The following is a 22,327-nucleotide window of genomic DNA, read 5'->3' on the forward strand; positions in this document are numbered from 1 at the left end:
GCATAACCAAATACCCGATGACCGTTCAGGGCGCTCGCGCCCTGGAAGAGGAGCACGCCCATCTGACCAAGGTCGTACGTCCGAAGCTGAGCCAGGACATCGGTACGGCCCGCGAGCTGGGTGACTTGAAGGAAAACGCCGAATACCACGCTGCTCGTGAGCAGCAGGGTATGGTCGAGGCGCGGATCCGTGATATCGAAGGCCGTATGCAGAACGCGGTGATCATTGATGTCACGACCATCCCGCATACCGGCAAGGTGATTTTCGGCACGACCGTGGAAATCGCCAATGTCGAGACGGATGAGCGCGTTGTTTATCACATCGTGGGCGAAGACGAGGCTGACTTCAAACTCGGCAAGATCTCCGTCGGTTCACCGCTTGCCCGCGCCTTGATTGCCAAGGAAGAAGGCGATGTGGTGTCTGTAAAAACCCCTGGCGGCGTGATCGAGTACGAGATTGTCGAAGTTCGTCACATCTGAAAGGCGGCGCCCGCTTCGTGCGGGCGCCATGCTTTGGCAGCTCTCCCAGATGCTTTGGGTGGGCGGCCTGTGGTTGCTGCACATTGGTGTGCTGCCGGCGCTGGGCCTGATTGGCCTGGCGCCGCTGCTGATCGATGAAATTGACGGATTGCTCAGTGCGTTGCTGGTGTCTTTTGCGGCGGCGTGCGTGACACTCCAGGCAGTGGTGCTGGTCAAGGCTGAAGGCTTGGGGAGTTTGTGGCGGGATATTCGCGGCCAACTGCTGTTGATGGCGCTGTATGCGTGTGCAATGTATTGCGTTGTGCATGTCTGGCTGCCGCAAGCGTTGCGCTGGCAGCTATTCAGCTATCTTGTGCTGGGGTTTTCCGGTCTGGTGCTGGTTATGCAGCCCGCACCGGGATGGAGTGGCGGGGCGCGCGAAGCACGCCCTTGACCCTTTTCATCATTTGAAGCGATGAACGTTCGACAGTTGCTTGTTGACGCTGAAGTTCTTGCGATGCAGCAGCGCCATCTTGCCGATAACCTGAACCAGGTCCGCCTTGCCCACCTTGCACAGTTCTGCAACGGCGGCCAGGCGCGCTTCGCGATCAAGGATATTGACCTTGATCTTGATCAGTTCATGATCATTGAGTGCGCGTTCAAATTCGGCTAACACACCCTCAGTCAAACCGTTGTCTGCCACAATCAGAACTGGTTTCAGATGGTGGCCAATGGATTTGTACTGTTTCTTCTGCTCTTGAGTGAGCGGCATAATCTGACCCCTGCGTCTGATCTTGTAAAAAGCGGCGGCCAGTTTACCCGAGCGAGTCCGGGACCGCCCAGTTAATCACGACCCGTTTTATTTTCGAGGTGGCCCGTGGCCCGTTCCAAGACCAGCCTTAAGTGGCTACAAGAACATTTCAACGATCCTTACGTCAAAAAGGCGCAGAAGGACGGCTACCGTTCCCGGGCCAGCTACAAGCTGCTGGAGATCCAGGACAAGGACAAATTGATCCGTCCCGGCATGAGCGTTATTGATCTGGGCGCGGCCCCGGGTGGCTGGTCCCAGGTGACCAGTCGTCTGATTGGTGGGCAGGGCCGTTTGATCGCGTCCGACATCCTGGAGATGGACAGCATTCCCGATGTGACCTTTGTTCATGGGGACTTCACCCAGGACGCGGTGCTCGCACAGATTCTCGAGGCGGTGGGAAATTCGCAGGTAGACCTTGTGATTTCCGACATGGCCCCCAATATGAGTGGATTACCGGCCGTCGATATGCCGCGTGCCATGTTCCTGTGTGAACTGGCGTTGGACCTGGCGGGTCGGGTACTGCGTCCTGGTGGGGATTTCCTGGTGAAAGTCTTCCAGGGCGAAGGGTTTGACGAGTACCACAAGAACATCCGCAAGCTGTTCGACAAGGTGCAAACGCGCAAGCCTGACTCTTCGCGGGACAGGTCCCGCGAGCAATACCTGCTCTGCCGCGGCTTTCGCGGCGTTGAAGGCGCTGCCAGCGAAGAGCGTTTTTGAGAGATTCGAGGAGGGCGATAGGTTTTTTTATATCGCTTTCGTCATGAAGCTTTACGATTATTGTGTAGTCAAAGTTTCACAAAGGGTTACAGACGGCGCCTGCCAGTGGTGTAGGTAATGTAGTAAGTTAGGCCGGTGAATATCATGCGAAGCGCGCGCCAGTAGCGGAGCTTGCTTCAGAGGGTAGTTAATTGAACGATATGGCAAAGAATCTGATCCTGTGGTTGATCATCGCGGCTGTCCTGGTGACGGTGATGAACAACTTCTCCAGCCCTAACGAGCCGCAGACCCTCAACTATTCCGACTTCATCCAGCAAGTTAAGGATGGCAAGGTCGAGCGCGTAGCGGTTGATGGCTATGTGATCACCGGCAAGCGTATTGATGGCGACAGCTTCAAGACCATTCGTCCGGCAATCCAGGACAACGGTCTGATCGGCGACCTGGTGGACAACAAGGTCGTTGTTGAAGGCAAGCAGCCCGAGCAGCAGAGCATCTGGACCCAGCTCCTGGTAGCCAGCTTCCCGATCCTGGTGATTATCGCCGTCTTCATGTTCTTCATGCGCCAGATGCAAGGGGGTGCGGGAGGCAAGGGCGGGCCGATGAGCTTCGGCAAGAGCAAGGCACGCCTGCTCTCCGAGGACCAGGTGAAAACCACCCTGGCGGATGTCGCCGGCTGCGACGAAGCCAAGGAAGAAGTCGGTGAGCTGGTCGAGTTCCTGCGCGATCCGGGCAAGTTCCAGCGTTTGGGCGGCCGCATTCCTCGCGGCGTACTGATGGTCGGCCCGCCGGGTACCGGTAAAACCTTGCTGGCCAAGGCGATTGCCGGCGAAGCCAAGGTGCCGTTCTTCACCATTTCCGGTTCTGACTTCGTCGAGATGTTCGTCGGTGTCGGTGCCAGCCGTGTTCGCGATATGTTCGAACAGGCCAAGAAGCACGCGCCATGCATCATCTTCATTGACGAAATCGATGCCGTTGGTCGCCATCGTGGCGCCGGCATGGGTGGTGGTCATGACGAGCGTGAGCAGACTCTCAACCAGTTGCTGGTGGAGATGGACGGTTTCGAGATGAATGACGGCATCATCGTCATCGCCGCAACCAACCGTCCGGACGTACTGGACCCTGCGCTGCTGCGCCCGGGCCGTTTCGACCGCCAGGTGGTGGTGGGCTTGCCGGACATCCGCGGCCGTGAGCAAATCCTTAAAGTACACATGCGTAAAGTGCCAATGGGCGACGACGTGGCCCCGGCCGTGATCGCCCGTGGTACGCCTGGCTTCTCCGGTGCCGACCTGGCCAACCTGGTCAACGAGGCGTCGCTGTTCGCGGCCCGTACCGGCAAGCGCATTGTTGAAATGAAAGAGTTCGAACTGGCGAAAGACAAGATCATGATGGGCGCCGAGCGCAAATCCATGGTCATGTCCGAGAAGGAAAAGCAGAACACCGCTTATCACGAAGCCGGTCACGCTATCGTTGGCCGCGTTGTGCCTGAGCACGACCCGGTCTACAAGGTGTCGATCATTCCGCGCGGTCGTGCCTTGGGCGTGACCATGTTCCTGCCGGAAGAGGATCGTTACAGCCTCTCCAAGCGCGCGCTGATCAGCCAGATCTGTTCGCTGTACGGCGGTCGGATTGCCGAAGAAATGACGCTGGGCTTCGACGGTGTCACCACCGGCGCTTCCAACGACATCATGCGTGCCAGCCAGATCGCGCGGAATATGGTGACCAAGTGGGGCCTGTCGGAAAAACTCGGTCCTTTGATGTATGCCGAGGAAGAAGGCGAGGTGTTCCTGGGCCGTGGTGGTGGCGGTCAAAGTGCAAGTTTCTCGGGGGAGACAGCCAAGCTGATCGACTCCGAGGTGCGCAGCATCATTGACCAGTGCTACGGCACGGCCAAGCAGATCCTCACCGACAACCGCGACAAGCTGGATGCGATGGCGGATGCACTGATGAAGTACGAGACCATTGATGCCGATCAGATCGACGACATCATGGCCGGCCGTACGCCTCGTGAGCCTCGCGATTGGGAAGGCGGTTCGGGCACCTCGGGCACTCCGCCAGTGGTGCAGAATGAACGTCCTGAAGCTCCGATCGGCGGCCCGGCAGCTGACCATTAAGGTTTGAAATGATTTCTGCGTCGTCCTCCACCCGGTTGCCTTGCGGCAACCGGGTTCTTGATTTGGCCCATACACATGTCATGGGCATTCTTAATGTCACGCCAGACTCGTTTTCCGATGGTGGCCGCTTCAGCCGGCAGGATGCAGCGTTGCGTCATGCAGAGGCGATGGTGGCTGCCGGCGCGACGTTGATTGATGTCGGCGGCGAGTCGACTCGGCCGGGGGCTCGCGCTGTTTCTCCTGTGGAGGAGCTGGAGCGGGTGGCGCCGATTGTCGAGCGCATCGCGCGCGAACTGGATGTGATCATCTCGGTGGACACGTCAACGCCGGCGGTAATGCGTGAAACCGCGCGCTTGGGAGCGGGGCTCATCAATGATGTGCGTTCGTTGCGGCGTGACGGTGCCCTGGACGCCGCTGCGGCGACCGGTCTGCCCGTGTGTCTGATGCATATGCTGGGTGAGCCCGGCAATATGCAGAACAATCCGCACTACGACGACCTGGTTGGCGAGGTAGGCAGCTTTCTTGCCGACAGAGTCGCTCAGTGCGCGTCCGTGGGCATTGCTGCGCAAAAAATCATTCTCGATCCGGGGTTTGGCTTCGCCAAGACTCTGCAACATAATTTAAGCCTGTTCAAACATATGGAAGCCCTGCATGCCCTTGGTCGACCCCTTTTGGTCGGTGTTTCGCGCAAGAGCATGATAGGGCAGGCCTTGAATCGCCCGGTGGGTGAGCGGCTGTTCGGCGGCCTTGCGCTGGCAGCGCTTGCGATGACCAAGGGCGCCCGTATTTTGCGTGTGCATGATGTCGCCGAGACGGTGGACGTGGTGCGCATGATTGCTGCTGTAGAATCAGCCGAATAAGAATGATGGAGCACTCATGACTAAGAAATATTTTGGCACCGACGGCATTCGTGGTCGGGTCGGCGAATACCCGATTACCCCGGATTTCATGCTCAAGCTGGGTTGGGCGGCAGGCATGGCGTTCCGCAGCATGGGCGCGTGCCGCATACTGGTGGGCAAGGACACGCGTATTTCGGGCTACATGTTCGAATCCGCGCTGGAGGCGGGGTTATCTGCCGCAGGCGCCGACGTGATGCTGCTGGGCCCGATGCCTACGCCGGCGATCGCCTACCTGACGCGTACCTTTCACGCCGAAGCCGGTATCGTGATCAGTGCCTCGCACAACCCGCACGATGACAATGGCATCAAGTTTTTCTCGGGGCAGGGCACCAAGTTGCCGGACGAGATCGAGCTGATGATCGAAGAGTTGCTGGATGCGCCGATGACCGTGGTCGAGTCCAGTAAACTGGGCAAGGTGTCGCGTATCAATGATGCCTCCGGTCGCTACATCGAGTTCTGCAAAAGCAGCGTGCCGAGCAGCACCAATTTTGCCGGGCTGAAGATCGTCGTCGATTGCGCCCACGGTGCGACCTACAAGGTGGCGCCGAGTGTCTTCAAAGAGCTCGGTGCGCAGGTCACTGTGCTGTCGGCTCAGCCCAACGGGTTGAACATCAACGACAACTGCGGCTCCACGCACATGGAGCAGTTGCAGGCGGCGGTTCTGGCTGAACATGCGGACCTGGGCATCGCCTTTGACGGCGATGGCGATCGCGTGTTGATGGTCGATCACACCGGCATGATCGTGGATGGCGATGACCTGCTGTTCATCATTGCCCGTGACTTGCATGAGCGTAACAAGCTGCAAGGTGGTGTCGTCGGTACGCTGATGAGTAACCTTGGGCTTGAATTGGCGTTGGCTGAACTGGGGATTCCCTTCATTCGCGCCAATGTCGGTGACCGTTACGTGATCGCCGAGTTGCTGGAGCGCAACTGGGTGATCGGTGGGGAAAACTCGGGGCATGTCGTTTGCTTCCAGCACACCACCACAGGCGACGCAATCATCGCCGCGCTGCAGGTGCTGCTGGCCTTGCGCCGTCGCCAAGAGAGCCTGGCCCAGGCGCGACAGGCGCTGCGCAAGTGTCCGCAGGTGCTGCTCAATGTGCGTTTTGCCGGTGGCGAAAATCCAATCGAGCACCCCTCTGTCAAAGAGGCTTGCGAGCGCGTGACGCAAGCGATGGCTGGGCGTGGACGTGTGTTGTTGCGCAAGTCCGGCACAGAGCCTCTGGTGCGTGTCATGGTCGAAGGCGAGGACGAAACACAGGTTCGCAGCCATGCCGAAGACCTGGCAAAACTAGTAACTGAAGTTTGCGCCTGAATTCGGCTTGCCAGTGATGGTGTGGTTGGGTAACATCTGCGCCCACTTTGACCGACGGGGTACAGCATGCGTCGCACTATGGTAGCTGGTAACTGGAAGATGCACGGTACCCGCGCCAGTGTCGCTGAGCTGATCAATGGCCTTCGTCACCTGGCCTTGCCGGGCGATGTCGATGTTGCGGTTTTCCCGCCTTTCCTGCATGTCGGCCAAGTGGTTGATGGCTTGAAAGGTCAGTCGATTCAGGTCGGTGCGCAGAATTGCGCGGTGGAGCCCGCCCAAGGTGCGTTGACCGGTGAGATTGCGCCGAGTCAGTTGGTAGATGCGGGTTGTGCCTATGTACTTGTCGGGCACTCCGAGCGCCGCCAGTTGATGGGTGAAAGCGATCAGATGCTCAACCGCAAGTTCGCAGCGGCACAGGCTTGTGGCTTGATTCCGGTGTTGTGCATAGGGGAAACCCTGGAGCAGCGTGAGTCGGGCAAGACGCTTGAAGTTGTCTCGCGTCAGCTGGGCAGCATCATCGAAGAGCTGGGTGTTGGTGCGTTTGCAAAGGCAGTCATTGCTTACGAGCCGGTCTGGGCCATTGGCACCGGGCTGACTGCTACACCGCAACAGGCGCAGGATGTGCACGCCGCCATCCGCGCGCAGTTGGCGGCAGAAAATTCTGAGGTCGCACAAGGTGTGCGGCTTCTATACGGCGGCAGCGTGAAGGCGGCCAATGCGGTCGAACTGTTCGGCATGCCGGATATCGATGGGGGGCTCATTGGTGGAGCTTCCCTGAATGCAGATGAGTTCGGTGCGATCTGTCGCGCCGCGGGAAACTGAAAAAATGCTGGAAACAGTCGTAGTCGTTTTTCATCTGTTGGCTGCCCTGGGCGTAGTTGCCCTGGTTTTGTTGCAACAGGGTAAAGGTGCGGATGCTGGTGCGTCTTTCGGTGCAGGTGCTTCAAATACTGTATTCGGAAGCCAAGGTTCCTCTACCTTTCTTAGTAAGTTTACTGCTATACTTGCCGCCGGTTTCTTCATAACCAGCTTGGGGTTAGGTTACTTTGCTAAAGAGAAGGCTCATGTGCTGACTCAAGTAGGTTTGCCAAACCCAGCAGTGTTGGAAGTTCCAAAAGCAAAACCGGCTTCTGATGATGTCCCGGTGCTTCAAGAGCAAAAGTCGGCTACTCCAGCGACTGACGTGCCTCCAGCTCAAGAGCAAAAGTAAGAAGGTTGTAAACGCTGTATTGCCGAGGTGGTGGAATTGGTAGACACGCAACCTTGAGGTGGTTGTGCCCATAGGGTGTAGGGGTTCGAGTCCCCTTCTCGGTACCAATTATCAGGAGAGCCCGCTGTTGCGGGCTTTCTTGTAGGTGGAAGGTTACATTGACCCTGTAAGGGATCGGTCGTATACTTCCGCCCCAGCTTTGTCGCGGGGTGGAGCAGTCTGGTAGCTCGTCGGGCTCATAACCCGAAGGTCGTCGGTTCAAATCCGGCCCCCGCAACCAGTTTTAGCGGAGCCCCTTTAAAGGGGCTTTTTGTTAGCTGGACACTTTCAACGCCGCTGTTCGACGGCGTTTCAAGGATGGGCGTTTCGCCCATTTTTTTATTTTGCACAGCATGCACATACATGCACGAGGGGGTTCAGGTGTCGAGCAAGCTAGAAGAGTTGCAGGCCTTGCTGGCCCCGGTGGTCGTGGCCCTAGGCTATGAATGCTGGGGTATTGAGTTTTCGGCTCAAGGTCGCCACTCAATGTTGCGCGTTTATATCGATAAAGAGGGCGGCGTGCTGGTGGACGATTGCGCCATTGTCAGCCGTCAGATCAGCGGTGTCCTGGATGTTGAAGATCCGATTTCCGTTGAATACACCCTTGAAGTTTCCTCGCCAGGCATGGAACGCCCACTGTTCACTATTGATCAGTTTGCAAAATTTGCCGGTGAACAAGTGAAGATCAAGCTGCGTTCCCCATTCGAAGGGCGACGCAACTTTCAGGGCCTTCTGCGCGGTGTAGAAGAACAGGATGTCGTGGTGCAGGTAGAAGACCATGAGTTCCTGTTGCCGATCGATATGATCGACAAGGCCAACATTATTCCCAGTTTTGACTGAGACGCGGATCCCGCGGATCCAATGGCTTGCGAAAGGCGAGGCGTACGATGAGCAAAGAAGTACTGCTGGTTGTTGAGTCGGTATCCAATGAAAAGGGCGTACCGGCAAACGTGATTTTTGAAGCGCTGGAGCTGGCCCTGGCCACTGCGACCAAAAAGCGTTTTGAAGATGAAGTTGATCTGCGTGTGGAAATCAACCGCCACACCGGTGCCTATGAGACTTTCCGTCGCTGGACGGTCGTCGAAGAAGCCGATCTTGATGATCCGGCGATTGAAACCTGGCCGAGCAAGGTTGCGCAAACGCACCCTGGCGCCAACGTCGGTGATGTCGTCGAAGAAAAGATCGAATCGATCGAGTTCGGCCGTATCGCTGCACAGACCGCCAAGCAGGTCATCGTGCAGAAGGTTCGCGAAGCCGAGCGTGCTCAAGTCGTTGACGCCTATCGCGAACGCCTGGGTGAAATCATCTCCGGTACCGTGAAAAAAGTAACCCGCGACAACGTGATCGTTGACCTGGGCAACAACGCTGAAGCGTTGCTGGCCCGTGAGGACATCATCTCTCGCGAAACCTTCCGTGTCGGCGTGCGCTTGCGTGCGCTGCTCAAGGAAATCCGCACCGAGAACCGCGGCCCTCAGTTGATCCTGTCGCGTACCGCGCCGGAAATGCTGATCGAGCTGTTCCGTATCGAAGTGCCGGAAATCGCCGAAGGCCTGATCGAAGTCATGGCTGCGTCCCGCGACCCGGGTTCGCGCGCCAAGATCGCGGTCCGCTCCAAGGACAAACGCATTGACCCGCAGGGCGCTTGCATTGGTATGCGCGGTTCGCGCGTCCAGGCAGTGTCGGGCGAGTTGGGCGGTGAGCGTGTGGACATTGTCCTGTGGGACGATAACCCGGCGCAGTTCGTGATCAACGCCATGTCGCCGGCTGAAGTGGCGGCAATTATCGTTGACGAGGATGCCCATGCAATGGACATCGCCGTTGGCGCAGACAATCTGGCCCAGGCCATTGGTCGTGGTGGTCAGAACGTGCGTCTGGCCAGCCAACTGACCGGCTGGACCCTGAACGTGATGACCGAATCGGACATCCAGGCTAAGCAGCAAGCTGAAACCGGTGACATCCTGCGCAACTTTATCGAAGAGCTGGAAGTCGATGAAGACCTGGCACAGGTGCTGGTAGATGAAGGCTTCACCAGCCTGGAAGAGATTGCCTACGTACCGTTGGAAGAAATGCTCAACATCGACGGCTTTGACGAAGACACCGTCAACGAGCTTCGCGCTCGGGCCAAGGATCGTTTGTTGACTAAAGCCATCGCTACTGAGGAAAAGCTGGCAGACGCCCATCCGGCCGAAGACCTGCTCTCGCTTGAGGGTATGGACAAGGATTTGGCGATGGAACTGGCGGTGCGCGGCGTAATTACCCGCGAAGACCTGGCCGAGCAGTCTATTGACGATCTGCTCGACATCGACGGCATTGACGAAGATCGTGCCGGCAAGTTGATCATGGCCGCCCGAGCCCATTGGTTCGAGTAATTAGGCGCGGCCTGAGGAGAGAAGTGCATGACGCAAGTCACGGTGAAACAACTGGCCGATGAGGTCAAAACACCGGTAGAGCGCCTGTTGCAGCAGATGCGTGAGGCAGGTCTGCCGCACACCGCCGCCGAGGAACATGTGAGCGACAGTGAGAAGCAGTCTTTGCTGACTCACTTGAAAAGCAGCCACAAGGCGAAAGTGGAAGAACCGCGCAAGATTACATTGCAGCGCAAAACCACCAGCACCCTGCGTGTTGCAGGTAGCAAGAGCATCAGCGTTGAAGTACGCAAGAAGAAAGTCTTCGTACAGCGCAGCCCGGAAGAAATCGAAGCCGAGCGCAAACGCGAGCTGGATGAACGTCGCGCAGTAGAAAATGCTGCTCGCCAGAAGGCTGAAGAAGAAGCCAAGCGTCGCGCCGAAGAAGAAGCGCGTCGCCAGCCTGCTGCTGCGCAACCTGCCGGCACTGAAGCGGTCGCCGCTCCTGTTGAAGCTGTGCGTGAGGCCGCTCCGGTGGCTGCCGCACCTGCTCCTGCAGCAGACCGCAAGCGCGACGAACCTCGTCGTCCGGACAAGCCACGTGCCGACGATAACAATCGTCGCGGTGGTGGCGGTGATGGCGAGCGTAAAAACGCTCCGCATCGCGCATCGGTCAAAGAGAAAGCGCCTGCGCCACGCGTTGCCCCACGTACTACCGACGAAGAAAGCGACAGCTTCCGTCGCGGTGGGCGCGGCAAGGCCAAGCTGAAAAAGCGCAACGCCCACGGTTTCCAGAGCCCAACCGGCCCTGTCGTGCGTGATGTGCAGATCGGCGAGACCATCACTGTTGGCGATCTCGCCAACCAGATGTCGGTCAAGGCGGCTGAAATTATCAAGTTCATGTTCAAACTGGGTACCCCAGCGACCATCAACCAGGTGCTTGATCAGGAAACTGCTCAGCTGGTAGCCGAAGAACTGGGCCACAAAGTGACCCTGGTCAGCGACACCGCCCTGGAAGATTCCCTGGCCGAGTCCCTGAAGTTTGAAGGTGAGACGTTCTCCCGTGCGCCAGTTGTGACCGTAATGGGTCACGTTGACCACGGTAAGACGTCGCTGCTCGACTACATCCGTCGTGCCAAGGTAGCTGCTGGCGAAGCCGGTGGTATCACCCAGCACATCGGTGCGTACCACGTTGAAACCGAGCGCGGCATGGTCACTTTCCTCGACACCCCGGGTCACGCCGCGTTTACCGCAATGCGTGCCCGTGGTGCCAAGGCGACCGACATCGTGATTCTGGTGGTTGCAGCGGACGACGGCGTGATGCCGCAGACCATTGAAGCTGTCCAGCACGCCAAGGCCGCTGGTGTTCCACTGGTGGTTGCAGTGAACAAGATCGACAAGCCGGGCGCCGATCTCGATCGCATCCGTAGCGAGCTGTCGGTTCACGGCGTGACGTCCGAAGAGTGGGGCGGTGATACGCCGTTCGTTTCGGTCTCGGCCAAAGTCGGTACCGGTGTGGACGAACTGCTCGAAGCGGTCCTGCTGCAGGCTGAAGTACTCGAACTCAAGGCAACCCCATCGGCCCCAGGCCGCGGTGTTGTGGTTGAATCGCGTCTGGACAAGGGTCGCGGCCCGGTTGCAACCGTACTGGTTCAAGACGGTACCTTGCGCCAAGGCGACATGGTGCTGGTCGGTTCGAACTATGGCCGTGTACGTGCCATGCTCGACGAGAACGGCAAGCCAATCAAGGAAGCCGGTCCTTCCATCCCTGTCGAGATCCTCGGCCTGGACGGTACCCCGGACGCTGGCGACGAGATGAGCGTGGTTGCCGACGAGAAGAAAGCCCGTGAAGTGGCTCTGTTCCGTCAAGGCAAGTTCCGCGAAGTCAAACTGGCGCGTGCTCACGCCGGCAAGCTGGAAAACATCTTCGAGAACATGGGCCAGGCAGAGAAGAAGACGCTCAACATTGTCCTCAAATCTGACGTACGTGGTTCCCTCGAAGCGTTGAACGGCGCCTTGAACGGCCTGGGTAACGACGAAGTGCAAGTGCGCGTTGTCGGTGGCGGTGTCGGTGGTATTACCGAATCCGACGCCAACCTGGCACTGGCTTCCAACGCTGTACTGTTCGGCTTCAACGTGCGTGCCGATGCCGGCGCTCGCAAGATCGTCGAGCAGGAAGGCCTGGACATGCGTTACTACAACGTCATCTACGACATCATCGAAGACGTCAAGAAGGCCCTTACCGGCATGCTTGGCAGCGACGTCCGGGAGAACATCCTGGGTATCGCCGAGGTGCGTGACGTGTTCCGCTCGCCGAAATTCGGCGCGATCGCCGGTTGCATGGTTATCGAAGGTACTGTGTACCGTAACCGTCCAATCCGTGTACTGCGTGAAGACATCGTTATCTTCGAAGGCGAGCTGGAATCCCTGCGCCGCTTCAAGGATGACGCTTCCGAAGTACGTGCCGGCATGGAATGCGGTATCGGCGTCAAGAGCTACAACGACGTCAAGCCTGGCGACAAGATCGAAGTCTACGAGAAGGTTCAGGTTGCTCGCAGCCTCTAACTCGCGCACTTCCGGAGCCACGCCGCGTGTGGGCATGCAGATGCCCCGCGCAGCGTACGGACTCTAAACGCAACGCCCGGTCTGGCTTTTGTCAGGCCGGGCGTTTGCCGCTTTCAGACCCCACGGGTTTCACCGTGTGGCAGTAACAGGTAACAAGACATGGCAAAAGAATACAGCCGTACCCAGCGTATCGGCGATCAGATGCAGCGCGAGCTGGCCCAACTGATCCGTCGCGAAGTCAAGGATCCACGTGTTGGCCTGGTCACCATCACCGCCGTTGAAGTGAGTCGTGACGTGGGTCACGCCAAAATCTTCATCACCGTGATGGGGCAGGACAGCAGCGAAGAAATCGCCCAAAGCATCAAGGTGCTTAACGCGGCTGCGGGTTTCCTGCGCATGCAGCTGGCCCGTGAAATGAAGCTGCGCAGCGTGCCCCAGTTGCACTTCCACTACGACGAAAGCGTCGTACGCGGTGCGCACCTGTCGGCATTGATCGAGCGCGCGGTGGCTGAAGACAGCCAGCACCCGTCGACACCTGAAGACGCCAAGGAGTAAGCGGTGGCTCAGGTCAAACGTATCCGCCGTAACGTCAGTGGCATCATTCTGCTCGACAAACCCATTGGCTTTACCTCCAATGCCGCGTTGCAGAAGGTCCGCTGGCTGCTCAATGCCGAGAAGGCCGGGCACACCGGCAGTCTAGACCCCCTGGCCACCGGCGTATTGCCGTTGTGCTTTGGCGAGGCCACCAAGTTCTCGCAATACCTGCTCGATTCCGACAAGGGTTACGAGACCCTGATGCAGTTGGGCAAGACCACCACCACGGCCGACGCCGAAGGTGATGTGCTGCAGGTGCGCGATGTGACCGTTGGTCGTGCCGATATCGAAGCTGCGTTACCCGCTTTCCGTGGGCAAATCAGCCAGATACCGCCGATGTACTCGGCGCTCAAGCGTGATGGGCAACCTCTTTACAAGCTGGCGCGTGCCGGTGAAGTGGTGGAGCGCGAACCGCGTTCTGTTACTATTGCCCGGCTGGAATTGCTCGCCTGTGAAGGTGACACTGCCCGATTGGCGGTGGACTGCAGCAAAGGCACCTATATCCGTACCCTGGTGGAAGATATTGGTGAGCAACTGGGCTGTGGCGCATACGTTGCCGAACTGCGACGTACCCAGGCCGGCCCTTTCACCCTGGCCCAGACGGTCACGCTGGAAGAGCTCGAAGCGGTACATGCCGAAGGCGGCAACGAAGCGGTTGATCGCTTCCTGATGCCATCGGACAGCGGTTTGCTGGATTGGCCATTGCTGCATTTTTCGGAGCACAGCGCGTTCTATTGGCTCAACGGCCAGCCGGTACGCGCCCCGGATGCCCCGAAGTTCGGCATGGTGCGAGTACAGGATCATAACGGTCGTTTCATCGGTATCGGTGAAGTGAGCGAAGACGGGCGCATCGCGCCGCGTCGACTGATTCGGTCAGAATGACCGAACGAGTGTGGCTGTTAACAGGCATGGTCAACACTCATTTTTAGATACAGGGATTTGTCCCTGGCCTGTTGAAACTGCCCTTTGGGTGGTTTCCTGAAAAAAGGATTGCCTCATGGCTCTCGACGTTCAAGAAAAAGCACAAATCGTAGCTGACTATCAGCAAGCTGTTGGTGACACTGGTTCGCCAGAAGTGCAAGTTGCACTGCTGACCCACAACATCAACAAACTGCAAGGTCACTTCAAGGCCAACGGTAAAGATCACCACTCCCGTCGTGGTCTGATCCGCATGGTAAACCAGCGCCGTAAGCTGCTGGACTACCTGAAAGGCAAGGATCTGGGTCGTTATCAGGCTCTGATCGGTCGCCTGGGTCTGCGTCGCTAATCAGCGATTGCGCTAGAGGTTGGTTGTCTGCCGTGTGTCAGTGGGAATCCCGCTGGCCCATGGCAGGCTCCCAGCCTCAAGTTTTATCTGGATACAACGTTTTACCCTGGACGAGGCTCGGGCCGATTCCCGAGATTGCCCAAGAATTTCGCAAGAAAACAAGTTCCCCAAGAGCCACAAAGAAGGTAGGACACCGTGAACCCGGTTATCAAAAAATTCCAGTTCGGTCAGTCGACCGTTACCCTCGAGACAGGCCGTATCGCCCGTCAAGCCTCCGGCGCAGTGCTGGTTACCGTTGACGACGACGTTACCGTACTGGTGACCGTGGTTGGCGCCAAGACCGCTGACCCGAGCAAAGGCTTTTTCCCTCTGTCCGTTCACTACCAGGAAAAGACTTACGCTGCCGGTAAGATCCCTGGTGGTTTCTTCAAGCGCGAAGGCCGTCCTTCCGAGAAAGAAACCCTGACTTCCCGACTGATCGACCGTCCGATCCGTCCGCTGTTCCCAGAAGGCTTCATGAACGAAGTGCAGGTTGTCTGCACCGTGGTTTCCACCAGCAAGAAGACCGATCCGGACATCGCTGCGATGATCGGTACCTCGGCTGCCCTGGCCATCTCCGGCATTCCTTTCGATGGCCCGATCGGCGCCGCTCGCGTTGCCTTCCACGAAAGCACCGGCTACCTGCTGAACCCGACTTACGAGCAACAGAAAGCCTCGAGCCTGGACATGGTCGTTGCCGGTACCTCGGAAGCCGTGTTGATGGTTGAATCGGAAGCCAAAGAGCTGACCGAAGACCAGATGCTGGGCGCGGTACTGTTTGCTCACGACGAGTTCCAGGTTGTGATCAACGCTGTTAAAGAATTGGCTGCCGAAGCTGCCAAGCCAACCTGGGCCTGGGCTCCTCAGCCAGAAGCCACCGCACTGCTGGGCGCTATCCGTGCCGAGTTCGGCGATGCGATCTCCCAGGCCTACGCCATCACCGTCAAGGCCGACCGTTACGCGCGCCTGGGCGAGTTGAAGGACCAGGTTGTCGCCAAGCTGTCCGGTGAAGAAGGCCAGCCTTCTTCCAGCGAAGTCAAAGCGGCTTTCGGTGAAATCGAATACCGCACCGTTCGCGAAAACATCGTTAACGGCAAGCCCCGTATCGACGGCCGCGACACGCGCACTGTACGTCCGCTGAACATCGAAGTCGGCGTTCTGCCGAAGACTCACGGTTCTGCGCTGTTCACCCGTGGTGAAACCCAGGCGCTGGTTGTCGCGACCCTGGGCACCGCCCGTGACGCACAGCTGCTGGACACCCTGGAAGGCGAGAAAAAAGACCCGTTCATGCTGCACTACAACTTCCCTCCGTTCTCGGTGGGCGAGTGCGGTCGCATGGGTGGTGCCGGCCGTCGTGAAATCGGTCACGGCCGTCTGGCCCGTCGTTCGATCGCCGCGATGCTGCCGGCTGCCGACGTGTTCCCGTACACCATCCGTGTTGTGTCGGAAATCACCGAATCCAACGGTTCCAGCTCCATGGCTTCCGTTTGCGGTGCTTCCCTGGCACTGATGGACGCTGGTGTGCCGATGAAGGCACCGGTTGCCGGTATCGCCATGGGCCTGGTTAAAGAAGGCGAGAAATTCGCCATCCTGACCGACATCCTGGGCGACGAAGACCACCTGGGCGACATGGACTTCAAGGTAGCCGGTACCGCCAAAGGCGTAACCGCGCTGCAGATGGACATCAAGATCAAGGGCATCACCGAAGAGATCATGGAAATCGCCCTGGGCCAAGCCCTGGAAGCGCGCCTGAACATCCTCGGCCAGATGAACCAGATCATTGGTCAGTCGCGTACCGAGCTGTCGGAAAATGCTCCGACCATGATCGCGATGAAAATCGACACCGACAAAATCCGTGATGTCATCGGTAAAGGCGGCGCGACCATCCGTGCGATCTGTGAAGAAACCAAGGCTTCGATCGATATCGAAGACGACGGTTCGATCAAGATCTTCGGCGAAACCAAGGAAGCGGCTGAAGCTGCACGCCAGCGCGTCCTGGGTATCACCGCTGAAGCCGAGATCGGCAAGATCTACGTCGGTAAGGTTGAGCGCATCGTCGACTTCGGCGCATTCGTCAACATCCTGCCGGGCAAGGACGGTCTGGTGCACATCTCCATGCTGAGCGACGCTCGCGTTGAGAAAGTGACCGACATTCTGAAAGAAGGCCAGGAAGTGGAAGTGCTGGTACTGGACGTGGACAACCGCGGCCGTATCAAACTGTCCATCAAGGACGTAGCAGCAGCCAAGGCTTCGGGCGTTTAATCACGCGCTAGCTTCACGCTGAAAAAAAGGACTCCTCGGAGTCCTTTTTTTATGGGCGCGATAAAAAGGAGCAGAATCAGCTGTTTAGCCCCATCCAAAAGCCGCAACTTGCATGCAGGCACGATGAGCTTCATGCAAGTTGCACGATTCCGAAAATCCTCTATTTTTATAACCTGTTGTTTTATAAGCTTTTTTCTATATGTCACGACTTGGCACACTGCCTGCACTATCCCTGTTAGCGCTGCAGTACCAAGATTTACGTACCGCAGTCTTTTAATAAAACAGGAGTTACTCGTATGAAGAAGTTCGCTCTCGCTACTGCTACCGCTCTGACTCTGGCCATGGGTGCTAACGTAGCCTTTGCTCAGACTTCCCAAGCCCCTATGACTCTGGCGGCCGGCGAAGCCACCCAGGCTAAGGAAAGCGTTTCGGATACTTGGATCACCACCAAAGTCAAAGCTGACCTGCTGACTGAAAAAGGCATTCCAGGTTCGGACATCAAGGTTGAAACCAACAAAGGTGTGGTTTCCCTGTCCTCTGACGTAGCTATCTCGGATTCGCAGAAAGCGACCGCCGTAGCCATCACCAAGAAAATCAAAGGTGTGACCGCTGTTTCCGCTGACGGCCTGCTGGCTGGCGGCGCGACCAAGGCTGATGGCATCGACAAGACCAAAGGTGCTGCCCACAACGCTGGCGAGGCGACCAGCGATACCTGGATCACCACCAAAGTAAAAGCTGATCTGGTGACCGAGAAAGGTATTCCTGGTACCGACATCAAAGTTGAAACCAACAAAGGTGTCGTGTCCCTGTCGTCCCCAACTGCTGTGACTGCTGCTCAGAAAGAAACTGCTGTAGCGATCGCCAAGAAAATCAAAGGCGTTAAAGCTGTATCGGCCGATGGCCTGAAAGCAGACTAACGCTGCAGGTTTCGTTTGAACTGAATGGCGGCGGCTCAGGGTGAGTCAGATATCCACCCTCAGCACCTCTGGAGTTCATGCGACCGACCACACGGATGTGGTCATTACAGGCCCCGGCACTTGTGTCGGGGCCTGTTCTATTTGAGGCGCAATAATTTGCCGCCCAGGCAGGGATTAAAATGTGAGACGGGGCTTGCCCCCGATAGCGGTGTATCAGTCAACATATCACTGACTGACCTACCGCCATCGGGGGCAAGCCCCCTCCCACAGTGGGTTACTCGGCATCCAGATGCATCGGCGTTACCGCCCAACCGTCTTTCTCCGTCTGCCCCAGCTGCACAACGTCATCTAGCTTGCCGGGCGAGGAGCAAAAAATGTGGGAGGGGGCTTGCCCCCGATAGCGGTGTACCAGTCGGCATATAACCGACTGACCTACCGCCATCGGGAGCAAGCCCCCTCCCACATTGGGTTACTCGGCATCCAGATGCATTGGTGTGATCACTCGACCATCTTTATCCGCGTGCCTCAGCTGCGCATCAATAAGTCGATGCCTGTTTTATTTCTGCGCACCACCTTGCTGTCAGGCGAGGAATAATAAATGTGGGAGGGGGCTGGCCCCCGATAGCGGTGTATCAGTCGACCTATAACCGACTGACCTACCGCCATCGGGGGCAAGCCCCCTCCCACATTGGGTTATTCGGCATCCAAATGCATCGGTGTGATCACCCGACCATCTTTCTCCGCTTGCCCCAGCTGCGCATCAATGAAGTACACGCGGTCGTCTTCCAGTTGAGCCTTGTCCACCAGGTAATCCTTGATGGTGCTGGCCCGGTCCTGGCCGAGCTGGCGCAGAAGCACGTCACTGCCACTCCAAAATTTGATCACGCCGTCCTTGAGCCTGGCCGCGCGTTCGTCGTCGCTCAGGTTTTTCCATTCTGCCGGCGGTTGTTGTTTCAGGCGGGTGCGGTAAATGCCTTCCAGCAAAGGCGCCTTTTCCTTCTCCGGCACGACCAGCAATGACGCCTGGGCCGGGACTTTATCACCGCGACGCTGCAGAATTTTGTAGTAGTTGTATTGGTACTCACGCTCCAGTCGCTGCGCGGCCAGGAACGGGCCGTCACTGCTGGCCGCTGCGGTCCCTTCGATTTCCAGGCGCAGGGCAGGGCGTTCCTTGAGTGCCTTGGCCAGCGTGTTGAGCGCACCTTCGGCGCCTTTGTCCAGCTCACTGGAGCCCGCAGCGAACGACACACTGCCCAAGTCTTGCGAACCGCCGCCGGTGACCAGCCCGCCGATGAACTTGAAGGGCGCCGTGGCTGCGCGGACCACGAGGTTGCGCAAGGTCTGCCACACAATCGGCATCACGCTGAATTGTGGGTTGTTCAGGTCACCGCTTACCGGCAGCTCGATGGAAATCTTGCCGTCGCTGTCCTTGAGCAAGGCAATCGCCAGGCGAATCGGCAAGTCCACCGCATCGGCGCTGTCGACTTTCTCGCCCAGTTGCAGTTGCTCGACCACCACCTTGTTTTCAGCCTTCAACTGGCCTTTGGTGATCATGTAGTGCAAGTCCAGGTTCAAACGACCTTTGCGGATTCGAAAGCCCGCAAATTTGCCCGAGTACGGCGTCAGGGTGGTCAACTCGACACGTTTGAAGCTGGTCGCGATGTCGAGCGCCGCCATCGGGTCGAACGGGTTCACGCTGCCCTTGATGGTCACCGGCGCATAGCGGTCCACCTTGCCCTTGATGTCGACGCTGGCCGGCTTGGTCTGGCGACTGTCGATGGTGCCGATCTGGCCGTTGAGTTGCTGAATCGCGGTGGCGAAGTTGGGCGTGAGGCTGAAGTCGGCGAAATTGGCCGAGCCGTCGTTGATCGCGATCTGCCCGATGTGGATACCCAGCGGCTTGTCTTTGCTCGCTGCCGGCTTGGCTGCCGATTTGCTCCCGCTGTCGGCCGGCTGCGCAATCAGCAGGTCGTCGATGTTGGTGGTGCGGTCATCGTTGATCATGAAGCGCGCATAGGGTTGCAGCAGGTTGACCTTGTCGATCGACAGGCTGTCGCCATGCTGGTAGTTGACACCCTCCAGCACCAGGCGCTGCCATTTGAGGAAGTCACGGGACTTGAGAGTGTCGAGCGTGTGCAACTGATCCACTTGCGCGCGGCCGGTCACTTGCAGGGCCAGCGGCTCGGTGCTCTTGAGGTTGACATCCAGGTTGCTGCCCAGCATGCCGCTGCGCAGCTCAAGCCGGATAAACGGGCTGATATAGGACTGAGCGACGCGCAGGTCGATGTCCTGGGTGTTCACTTTCAACTTGGCACTGACCGGATTCAGGTTCACCTCGCCGGTTGCCTGGATCTTGCCTTGCTTGCCCAGACCGCTATCGACCTTCAAGGTAAAAGGGCTCTGGTTGAGGCTGTCGAAGTTCTGCACGTCGATGTTCAGCGGGCCCAGCTCCAGCGCTACGGCAGGCGTGGCCTGGCGGTCAGCCAAGTGCACCTGGTAGTTGCGCAGTTGCACGTCCTTGAGCAGCACTTGCCAGGGTTTGTTCGGCGCCGCCGGTGGTGCTTCAGGCGAGTCGGCAGTCGCGGGCGCGGAGGCCGGCTCCGGTGGCTTGGCCGGTTTGGCGGGTTGGCTGGCGAACAGTTTCTGCCAGTCCAGTTGCCCGTCAGCCTCGCGAGCGGCCCAGGTTTCGAGCTTGTTGCTGCGGATCTTGCCGATCACCACCTGTTGCTTGGCCAGGTCCACCGTGGTCTCGCTGACGTCCAGGCGTTCCAGGCGTGCCAGTGGCCGGCCATCCGGTGCCTTGATCGCAAAGGGCGCGATGCTGGCGGCGGTGTTGGTCAGGTTCAGTTCGGTCTCTTTGGCCAGGCTGAATTTATAGTCGGTACTGAAATTGAGCACGCCGTCCTCAAGCACCAGCGGCACGGCATCGCGCACATACGGCCACCAGGCTTTCATTTTGCCGTCGGTGACTTTCAGCGAGCCTTCGGAGGTGATCGGTACCAGACTGAAGTTACCTTTCCAGTCGATTTGCCCGCCGTCGGGGCCTGCGGCCACCAGGGTCATGTCGGCGTTATCTTCCGGCAAGGTGCTGAGGTTTTTCAGCTCGAAGTCGAGTTTGTCGTAGAGAAATTCGATGGGTTCGCTGGGGCGCAGGTCCCGAAAGTGCACATAGCCGCCCGCCAGCTTGATGCTGTCGATACGCAGCGGGAAAGGCTTGGCGTCGGGATCGGCGGGGGTTGGCTCGCTTGGCGGCAATTTGAACAATTGCGCCAGGTTCAACTGGCCGGACTTGTCGAACAGCAATTCGGTCTTGGGCTGCTCAAGTTGAACATCGGCCAGGTGCAGGGCGCGCGTCCAGAGGCTGTCGATCTGCAGGTTGGCATAGAGGCGCTCGAAACCCAGCTGTTCCTTGCCCGGCTCACCGATCTGCAGGCCCCACAGCGTCAGTTCCAGGCTGAACGGGTTGAGCTCGATACGCTCGATACGCGCCGGCACCGTTGCGTAATTGGCCAACTGCTGGTTGGCAATGCGCAGGGCAATGCCGGGCAGAATCAGAAAGCCCAGCAAGCTATACACAGCGAGGGCGGTCAACAATGCGCCTATGGCGCGGATCAATCCTTTGGGCATGGGTGACAGCCATCTATGTCGAACAAGAGTGCCTTGGAGTATGGCATGTGATTTCGGTTCCGAAGAACAGCCAAGCCTGGGAAACTTCCTACAATTGCAGGATCAGGGTCTTCAGCGGCGGTTGCTGGTCTTTCGACGGAAAGTCCGCTCCCGGTGCCATGATCTGCCAGTCGCGTACGGGGCGACCGGCTTTTTCCGCGCAGCGCAGCACCTGTTCACGCCAGTCATTCATGCTCACTTTCGCCAGGTTGTTGCAGCAAATGAGCACGCCATTATCGGCGGTTGCCAACAGTGCGGGCTTGAGCAGGCTTTGGTAGTCGCGCAGCAGGTCGACAGTGCCGAAGGCGCTTTTGGCCCAGGCGGGGGGATCGAGCAGTACCAGGTCATACTGGCGCTGTTCCAGGCGCGGATAGCTCGGCAGTTTGTGGCCACGACGCTGAGTGATAGGGAGGCCTGCCAGTTGGCGAATGGCCGGAAAGTAATCGGACTGTACGAAGGCCATGGTCGGCAACTGCGGGTTGAGCAGACCGTTCTCGCGACCCACGGCGAGGTTGCCCTCGGCAAAGTCCAGGTTGCAGACTTCACTTGCGCCACCGGCCGCCGCGCTCAAGCCAACGCCACAGGTGTAGGCGAACAGGTTGAGCACGCTTTTACCGGCGCTGTGCTCCTTGACCCAGCCGCGGGTGTTGCGCAGGTCAAGGAACAGCAGCGGATCCTGCCCGGCATGGCGCCCACGCACACGGTAGTTGAGTCCCCATTCGTGACCAACCAGATCTTCCAGCGCGGCAGGCTCGGCGCGGTAAACACTGTCTTCGCGGTCGATCCGTGAATTGCCACCGGAGCGGTCGTTGTACACCAACAGAAACTCCAGGCCCATGTGTTGGCTGATCAACCGGTGCAGGGCCAGCAAATCAGCGTTTTGCAGGGACTGGTGGAAGCTTTGCACCAGCAATTGCGGACCGTAGCGATCTATCGTCAGGCCGCCGGCGCCTTCCTGGCTGCCGTGGAACAGCCGGTAGCAATCGGTGCCCTGGGCATGCAGTTCACTGATCAGGTCTTGGCGATGGTCGAGGGCGGCGCGCAGCGCCTGGTTCAAGGAAATCATGGAGCGCGCCTTGCTTGCGGGGGAATGAGGATAATGGGGCGCGCAG

General features: G+C 58.4%; 19 protein-coding genes and 2 tRNA genes. 18 read left to right on the top strand and 3 right to left on the bottom strand.

Going from position 1 to position 22,327, the window contains the following annotated elements; genetic code table 11:
- The first annotated feature begins 2 nt into the window (after positions 1 to 2).
- Together greA and TU82_RS20360 are read left to right on the top strand one after the other, a co-directional pair.
- A complete protein-coding gene (gene greA / locus TU82_RS20355) occupies positions 3 to 479 on the top strand; it encodes a transcription elongation factor GreA (RefSeq protein WP_057725061.1) in 477 nt (158 codons plus the stop codon).
- A gap of 28 nt (positions 480 to 507) precedes the next feature.
- Positions 508 to 912: a hypothetical protein gene (locus TU82_RS20360; RefSeq protein WP_057725013.1), complete on the top strand. Its 405-nt coding sequence runs from the start codon at positions 508 to 510 to the stop codon at positions 910 to 912.
- Between the two features lie 9 nt (positions 913 to 921).
- Here the strand turns inward: TU82_RS20360 and TU82_RS20365 are convergent, their stop codons facing one another.
- A complete protein-coding gene (locus TU82_RS20365) occupies positions 922 to 1,230 on the bottom strand; it encodes a YhbY family RNA-binding protein (protein WP_057725014.1) in 309 nt (102 codons plus the stop codon).
- Positions 1,231 to 1,335: 105 nt separating this feature from the next.
- On the opposite strand from TU82_RS20365, the gene rlmE reads away from it, so the two are divergent.
- The 16 genes from rlmE to TU82_RS20440 all read left to right on the top strand — a co-directional run bounded on the left by rlmE (position 1,336) and on the right by TU82_RS20440 (position 17,549).
- Positions 1,336 to 1,986, top strand: a complete 651-nt coding sequence (gene rlmE, locus TU82_RS20370; RefSeq protein WP_032862906.1) for a 23S rRNA (uridine(2552)-2'-O)-methyltransferase RlmE — start codon at positions 1,336 to 1,338, stop codon at positions 1,984 to 1,986.
- Between the two features lie 200 nt (positions 1,987 to 2,186).
- Positions 2,187 to 4,097, top strand: a complete 1,911-nt coding sequence (gene ftsH, locus TU82_RS20375; protein ID WP_057725015.1) for an ATP-dependent zinc metalloprotease FtsH — start codon at positions 2,187 to 2,189, stop codon at positions 4,095 to 4,097.
- 8 nt (positions 4,098 to 4,105) lie between these two features.
- Positions 4,106 to 4,957 (top strand): dihydropteroate synthase, encoded by an 852-nt coding sequence (folP, locus tag TU82_RS20380; protein ID WP_057725016.1) that lies wholly within the window; start codon positions 4,106 to 4,108, stop codon positions 4,955 to 4,957.
- 16 nt (positions 4,958 to 4,973) lie between these two features.
- On the top strand, positions 4,974 to 6,311 hold the full coding sequence (gene glmM, locus TU82_RS20385; RefSeq protein ID WP_057725017.1) for a phosphoglucosamine mutase: 1,338 nt from the start codon (positions 4,974 to 4,976) through the stop codon (positions 6,309 to 6,311).
- Between the two features lie 66 nt (positions 6,312 to 6,377).
- Positions 6,378 to 7,133, top strand: coding sequence for a triose-phosphate isomerase (gene tpiA, locus TU82_RS20390; RefSeq protein ID WP_057725018.1), 756 nt, complete (start codon positions 6,378 to 6,380; stop codon positions 7,131 to 7,133).
- 4 nt (positions 7,134 to 7,137) lie between these two features.
- On the top strand, positions 7,138 to 7,521 hold the full coding sequence (secG, locus tag TU82_RS28105) for a preprotein translocase subunit SecG (RefSeq protein ID WP_010206600.1): 384 nt from the start codon (positions 7,138 to 7,140) through the stop codon (positions 7,519 to 7,521).
- 21 nt (positions 7,522 to 7,542) lie between these two features.
- A tRNA-Leu gene (locus TU82_RS20395) sits at positions 7,543 to 7,628 on the top strand.
- A 96-nt stretch (positions 7,629 to 7,724) separates the two neighbouring features.
- Positions 7,725 to 7,801 (top strand) — tRNA-Met (locus tag TU82_RS20400).
- Positions 7,802 to 7,941: 140 nt separating this feature from the next.
- Positions 7,942 to 8,400, top strand: coding sequence for a ribosome maturation factor RimP (gene rimP, locus TU82_RS20405; RefSeq protein WP_003235029.1), 459 nt, complete (start codon positions 7,942 to 7,944; stop codon positions 8,398 to 8,400).
- Between the two features lie 47 nt (positions 8,401 to 8,447).
- Complete coding sequence (gene nusA, locus TU82_RS20410) at positions 8,448 to 9,929, top strand: transcription termination factor NusA (protein ID WP_057725019.1); 1,482 nt, start codon at positions 8,448 to 8,450, stop codon at positions 9,927 to 9,929.
- Between the two features lie 27 nt (positions 9,930 to 9,956).
- Positions 9,957 to 12,470, top strand: coding sequence for a translation initiation factor IF-2 (gene infB, locus TU82_RS20415; protein ID WP_057725020.1), 2,514 nt, complete (start codon positions 9,957 to 9,959; stop codon positions 12,468 to 12,470).
- Positions 12,471 to 12,629: 159 nt separating this feature from the next.
- Positions 12,630 to 13,025 carry a 30S ribosome-binding factor RbfA gene (rbfA, locus tag TU82_RS20420; RefSeq protein ID WP_057725021.1) on the top strand — a complete coding sequence of 132 codons (396 nt, stop codon included), beginning with the start codon at positions 12,630 to 12,632 and terminating at the stop codon, positions 13,023 to 13,025.
- Between the two features lie 3 nt (positions 13,026 to 13,028).
- Positions 13,029 to 13,946, top strand: a complete 918-nt coding sequence (gene truB, locus TU82_RS20425) for a tRNA pseudouridine(55) synthase TruB (protein ID WP_003176136.1) — start codon at positions 13,029 to 13,031, stop codon at positions 13,944 to 13,946.
- A 115-nt stretch (positions 13,947 to 14,061) separates the two neighbouring features.
- Positions 14,062 to 14,331, top strand: coding sequence for a 30S ribosomal protein S15 (gene rpsO / locus TU82_RS20430; protein ID WP_003176135.1), 270 nt, complete (start codon positions 14,062 to 14,064; stop codon positions 14,329 to 14,331).
- Between the two features lie 195 nt (positions 14,332 to 14,526).
- Positions 14,527 to 16,632, top strand: coding sequence for a polyribonucleotide nucleotidyltransferase (gene pnp, locus TU82_RS20435; RefSeq protein ID WP_057725022.1), 2,106 nt, complete (start codon positions 14,527 to 14,529; stop codon positions 16,630 to 16,632).
- A 296-nt stretch (positions 16,633 to 16,928) separates the two neighbouring features.
- Entirely contained in the window at positions 16,929 to 17,549 is a 621-nt protein-coding gene (locus tag TU82_RS20440) for a BON domain-containing protein (RefSeq protein WP_057725023.1), read from the top strand.
- A 693-nt stretch (positions 17,550 to 18,242) separates the two neighbouring features.
- On the opposite strand, the gene TU82_RS20450 is transcribed toward TU82_RS20440, so the two are convergent.
- A complete protein-coding gene (locus TU82_RS20450) occupies positions 18,243 to 21,176 on the bottom strand; it encodes a DUF748 domain-containing protein (protein WP_057725025.1) in 2,934 nt (977 codons plus the stop codon).
- An 88-nt stretch (positions 21,177 to 21,264) separates the two neighbouring features.
- Entirely contained in the window at positions 21,265 to 22,281 is a 1,017-nt protein-coding gene (locus TU82_RS20455) for a class I SAM-dependent rRNA methyltransferase (RefSeq protein ID WP_057725026.1), read from the bottom strand.
- Between the last annotated feature and the right edge of the window lie 46 nt (positions 22,282 to 22,327).

It is taken from the genome of Pseudomonas orientalis, from assembly GCF_001439815.1.
Classification (GTDB): domain Bacteria; phylum Pseudomonadota; class Gammaproteobacteria; order Pseudomonadales; family Pseudomonadaceae; genus Aquipseudomonas; species Aquipseudomonas orientalis.

What these genes read in the sequence shown, in the direction of transcription:
- TU82_RS20360 (WP_057725013.1), top strand. Translation starts at nt 508, where the DNA reads ATGCTTTGGCAGCTCTCCCAGATGCTTTGGGTGGGCGGCCTGTGGTTG.
- TU82_RS20365 (WP_057725014.1), bottom strand. Translation starts at nt 1,230, where the DNA reads ATGCCGCTCACTCAAGAGCAGAAGAAACAGTACAAATCCATTGGCCAC.
- ftsH (WP_057725015.1), top strand. Translation starts at nt 2,187, where the DNA reads ATGGCAAAGAATCTGATCCTGTGGTTGATCATCGCGGCTGTCCTGGTG.
- folP (WP_057725016.1), top strand. Translation starts at nt 4,106, where the DNA reads ATGATTTCTGCGTCGTCCTCCACCCGGTTGCCTTGCGGCAACCGGGTT.
- glmM (WP_057725017.1), top strand. Translation starts at nt 4,974, where the DNA reads ATGACTAAGAAATATTTTGGCACCGACGGCATTCGTGGTCGGGTCGGC.
- tpiA (WP_057725018.1), top strand. Translation starts at nt 6,378, where the DNA reads ATGCGTCGCACTATGGTAGCTGGTAACTGGAAGATGCACGGTACCCGC.
- secG (WP_010206600.1), top strand. Translation starts at nt 7,138, where the DNA reads ATGCTGGAAACAGTCGTAGTCGTTTTTCATCTGTTGGCTGCCCTGGGC.
- nusA (WP_057725019.1), top strand. Translation starts at nt 8,448, where the DNA reads ATGAGCAAAGAAGTACTGCTGGTTGTTGAGTCGGTATCCAATGAAAAG.
- infB (WP_057725020.1), top strand. Translation starts at nt 9,957, where the DNA reads ATGACGCAAGTCACGGTGAAACAACTGGCCGATGAGGTCAAAACACCG.
- rbfA (WP_057725021.1), top strand. Translation starts at nt 12,630, where the DNA reads ATGGCAAAAGAATACAGCCGTACCCAGCGTATCGGCGATCAGATGCAG.
- rpsO (WP_003176135.1), top strand. Translation starts at nt 14,062, where the DNA reads ATGGCTCTCGACGTTCAAGAAAAAGCACAAATCGTAGCTGACTATCAG.
- TU82_RS20440 (WP_057725023.1), top strand. Translation starts at nt 16,929, where the DNA reads ATGAAGAAGTTCGCTCTCGCTACTGCTACCGCTCTGACTCTGGCCATG.
- TU82_RS20450 (WP_057725025.1), bottom strand. Translation starts at nt 21,176, where the DNA reads ATGCCCAAAGGATTGATCCGCGCCATAGGCGCATTGTTGACCGCCCTC.
- TU82_RS20455 (WP_057725026.1), bottom strand. Translation starts at nt 22,281, where the DNA reads ATGATTTCCTTGAACCAGGCGCTGCGCGCCGCCCTCGACCATCGCCAA.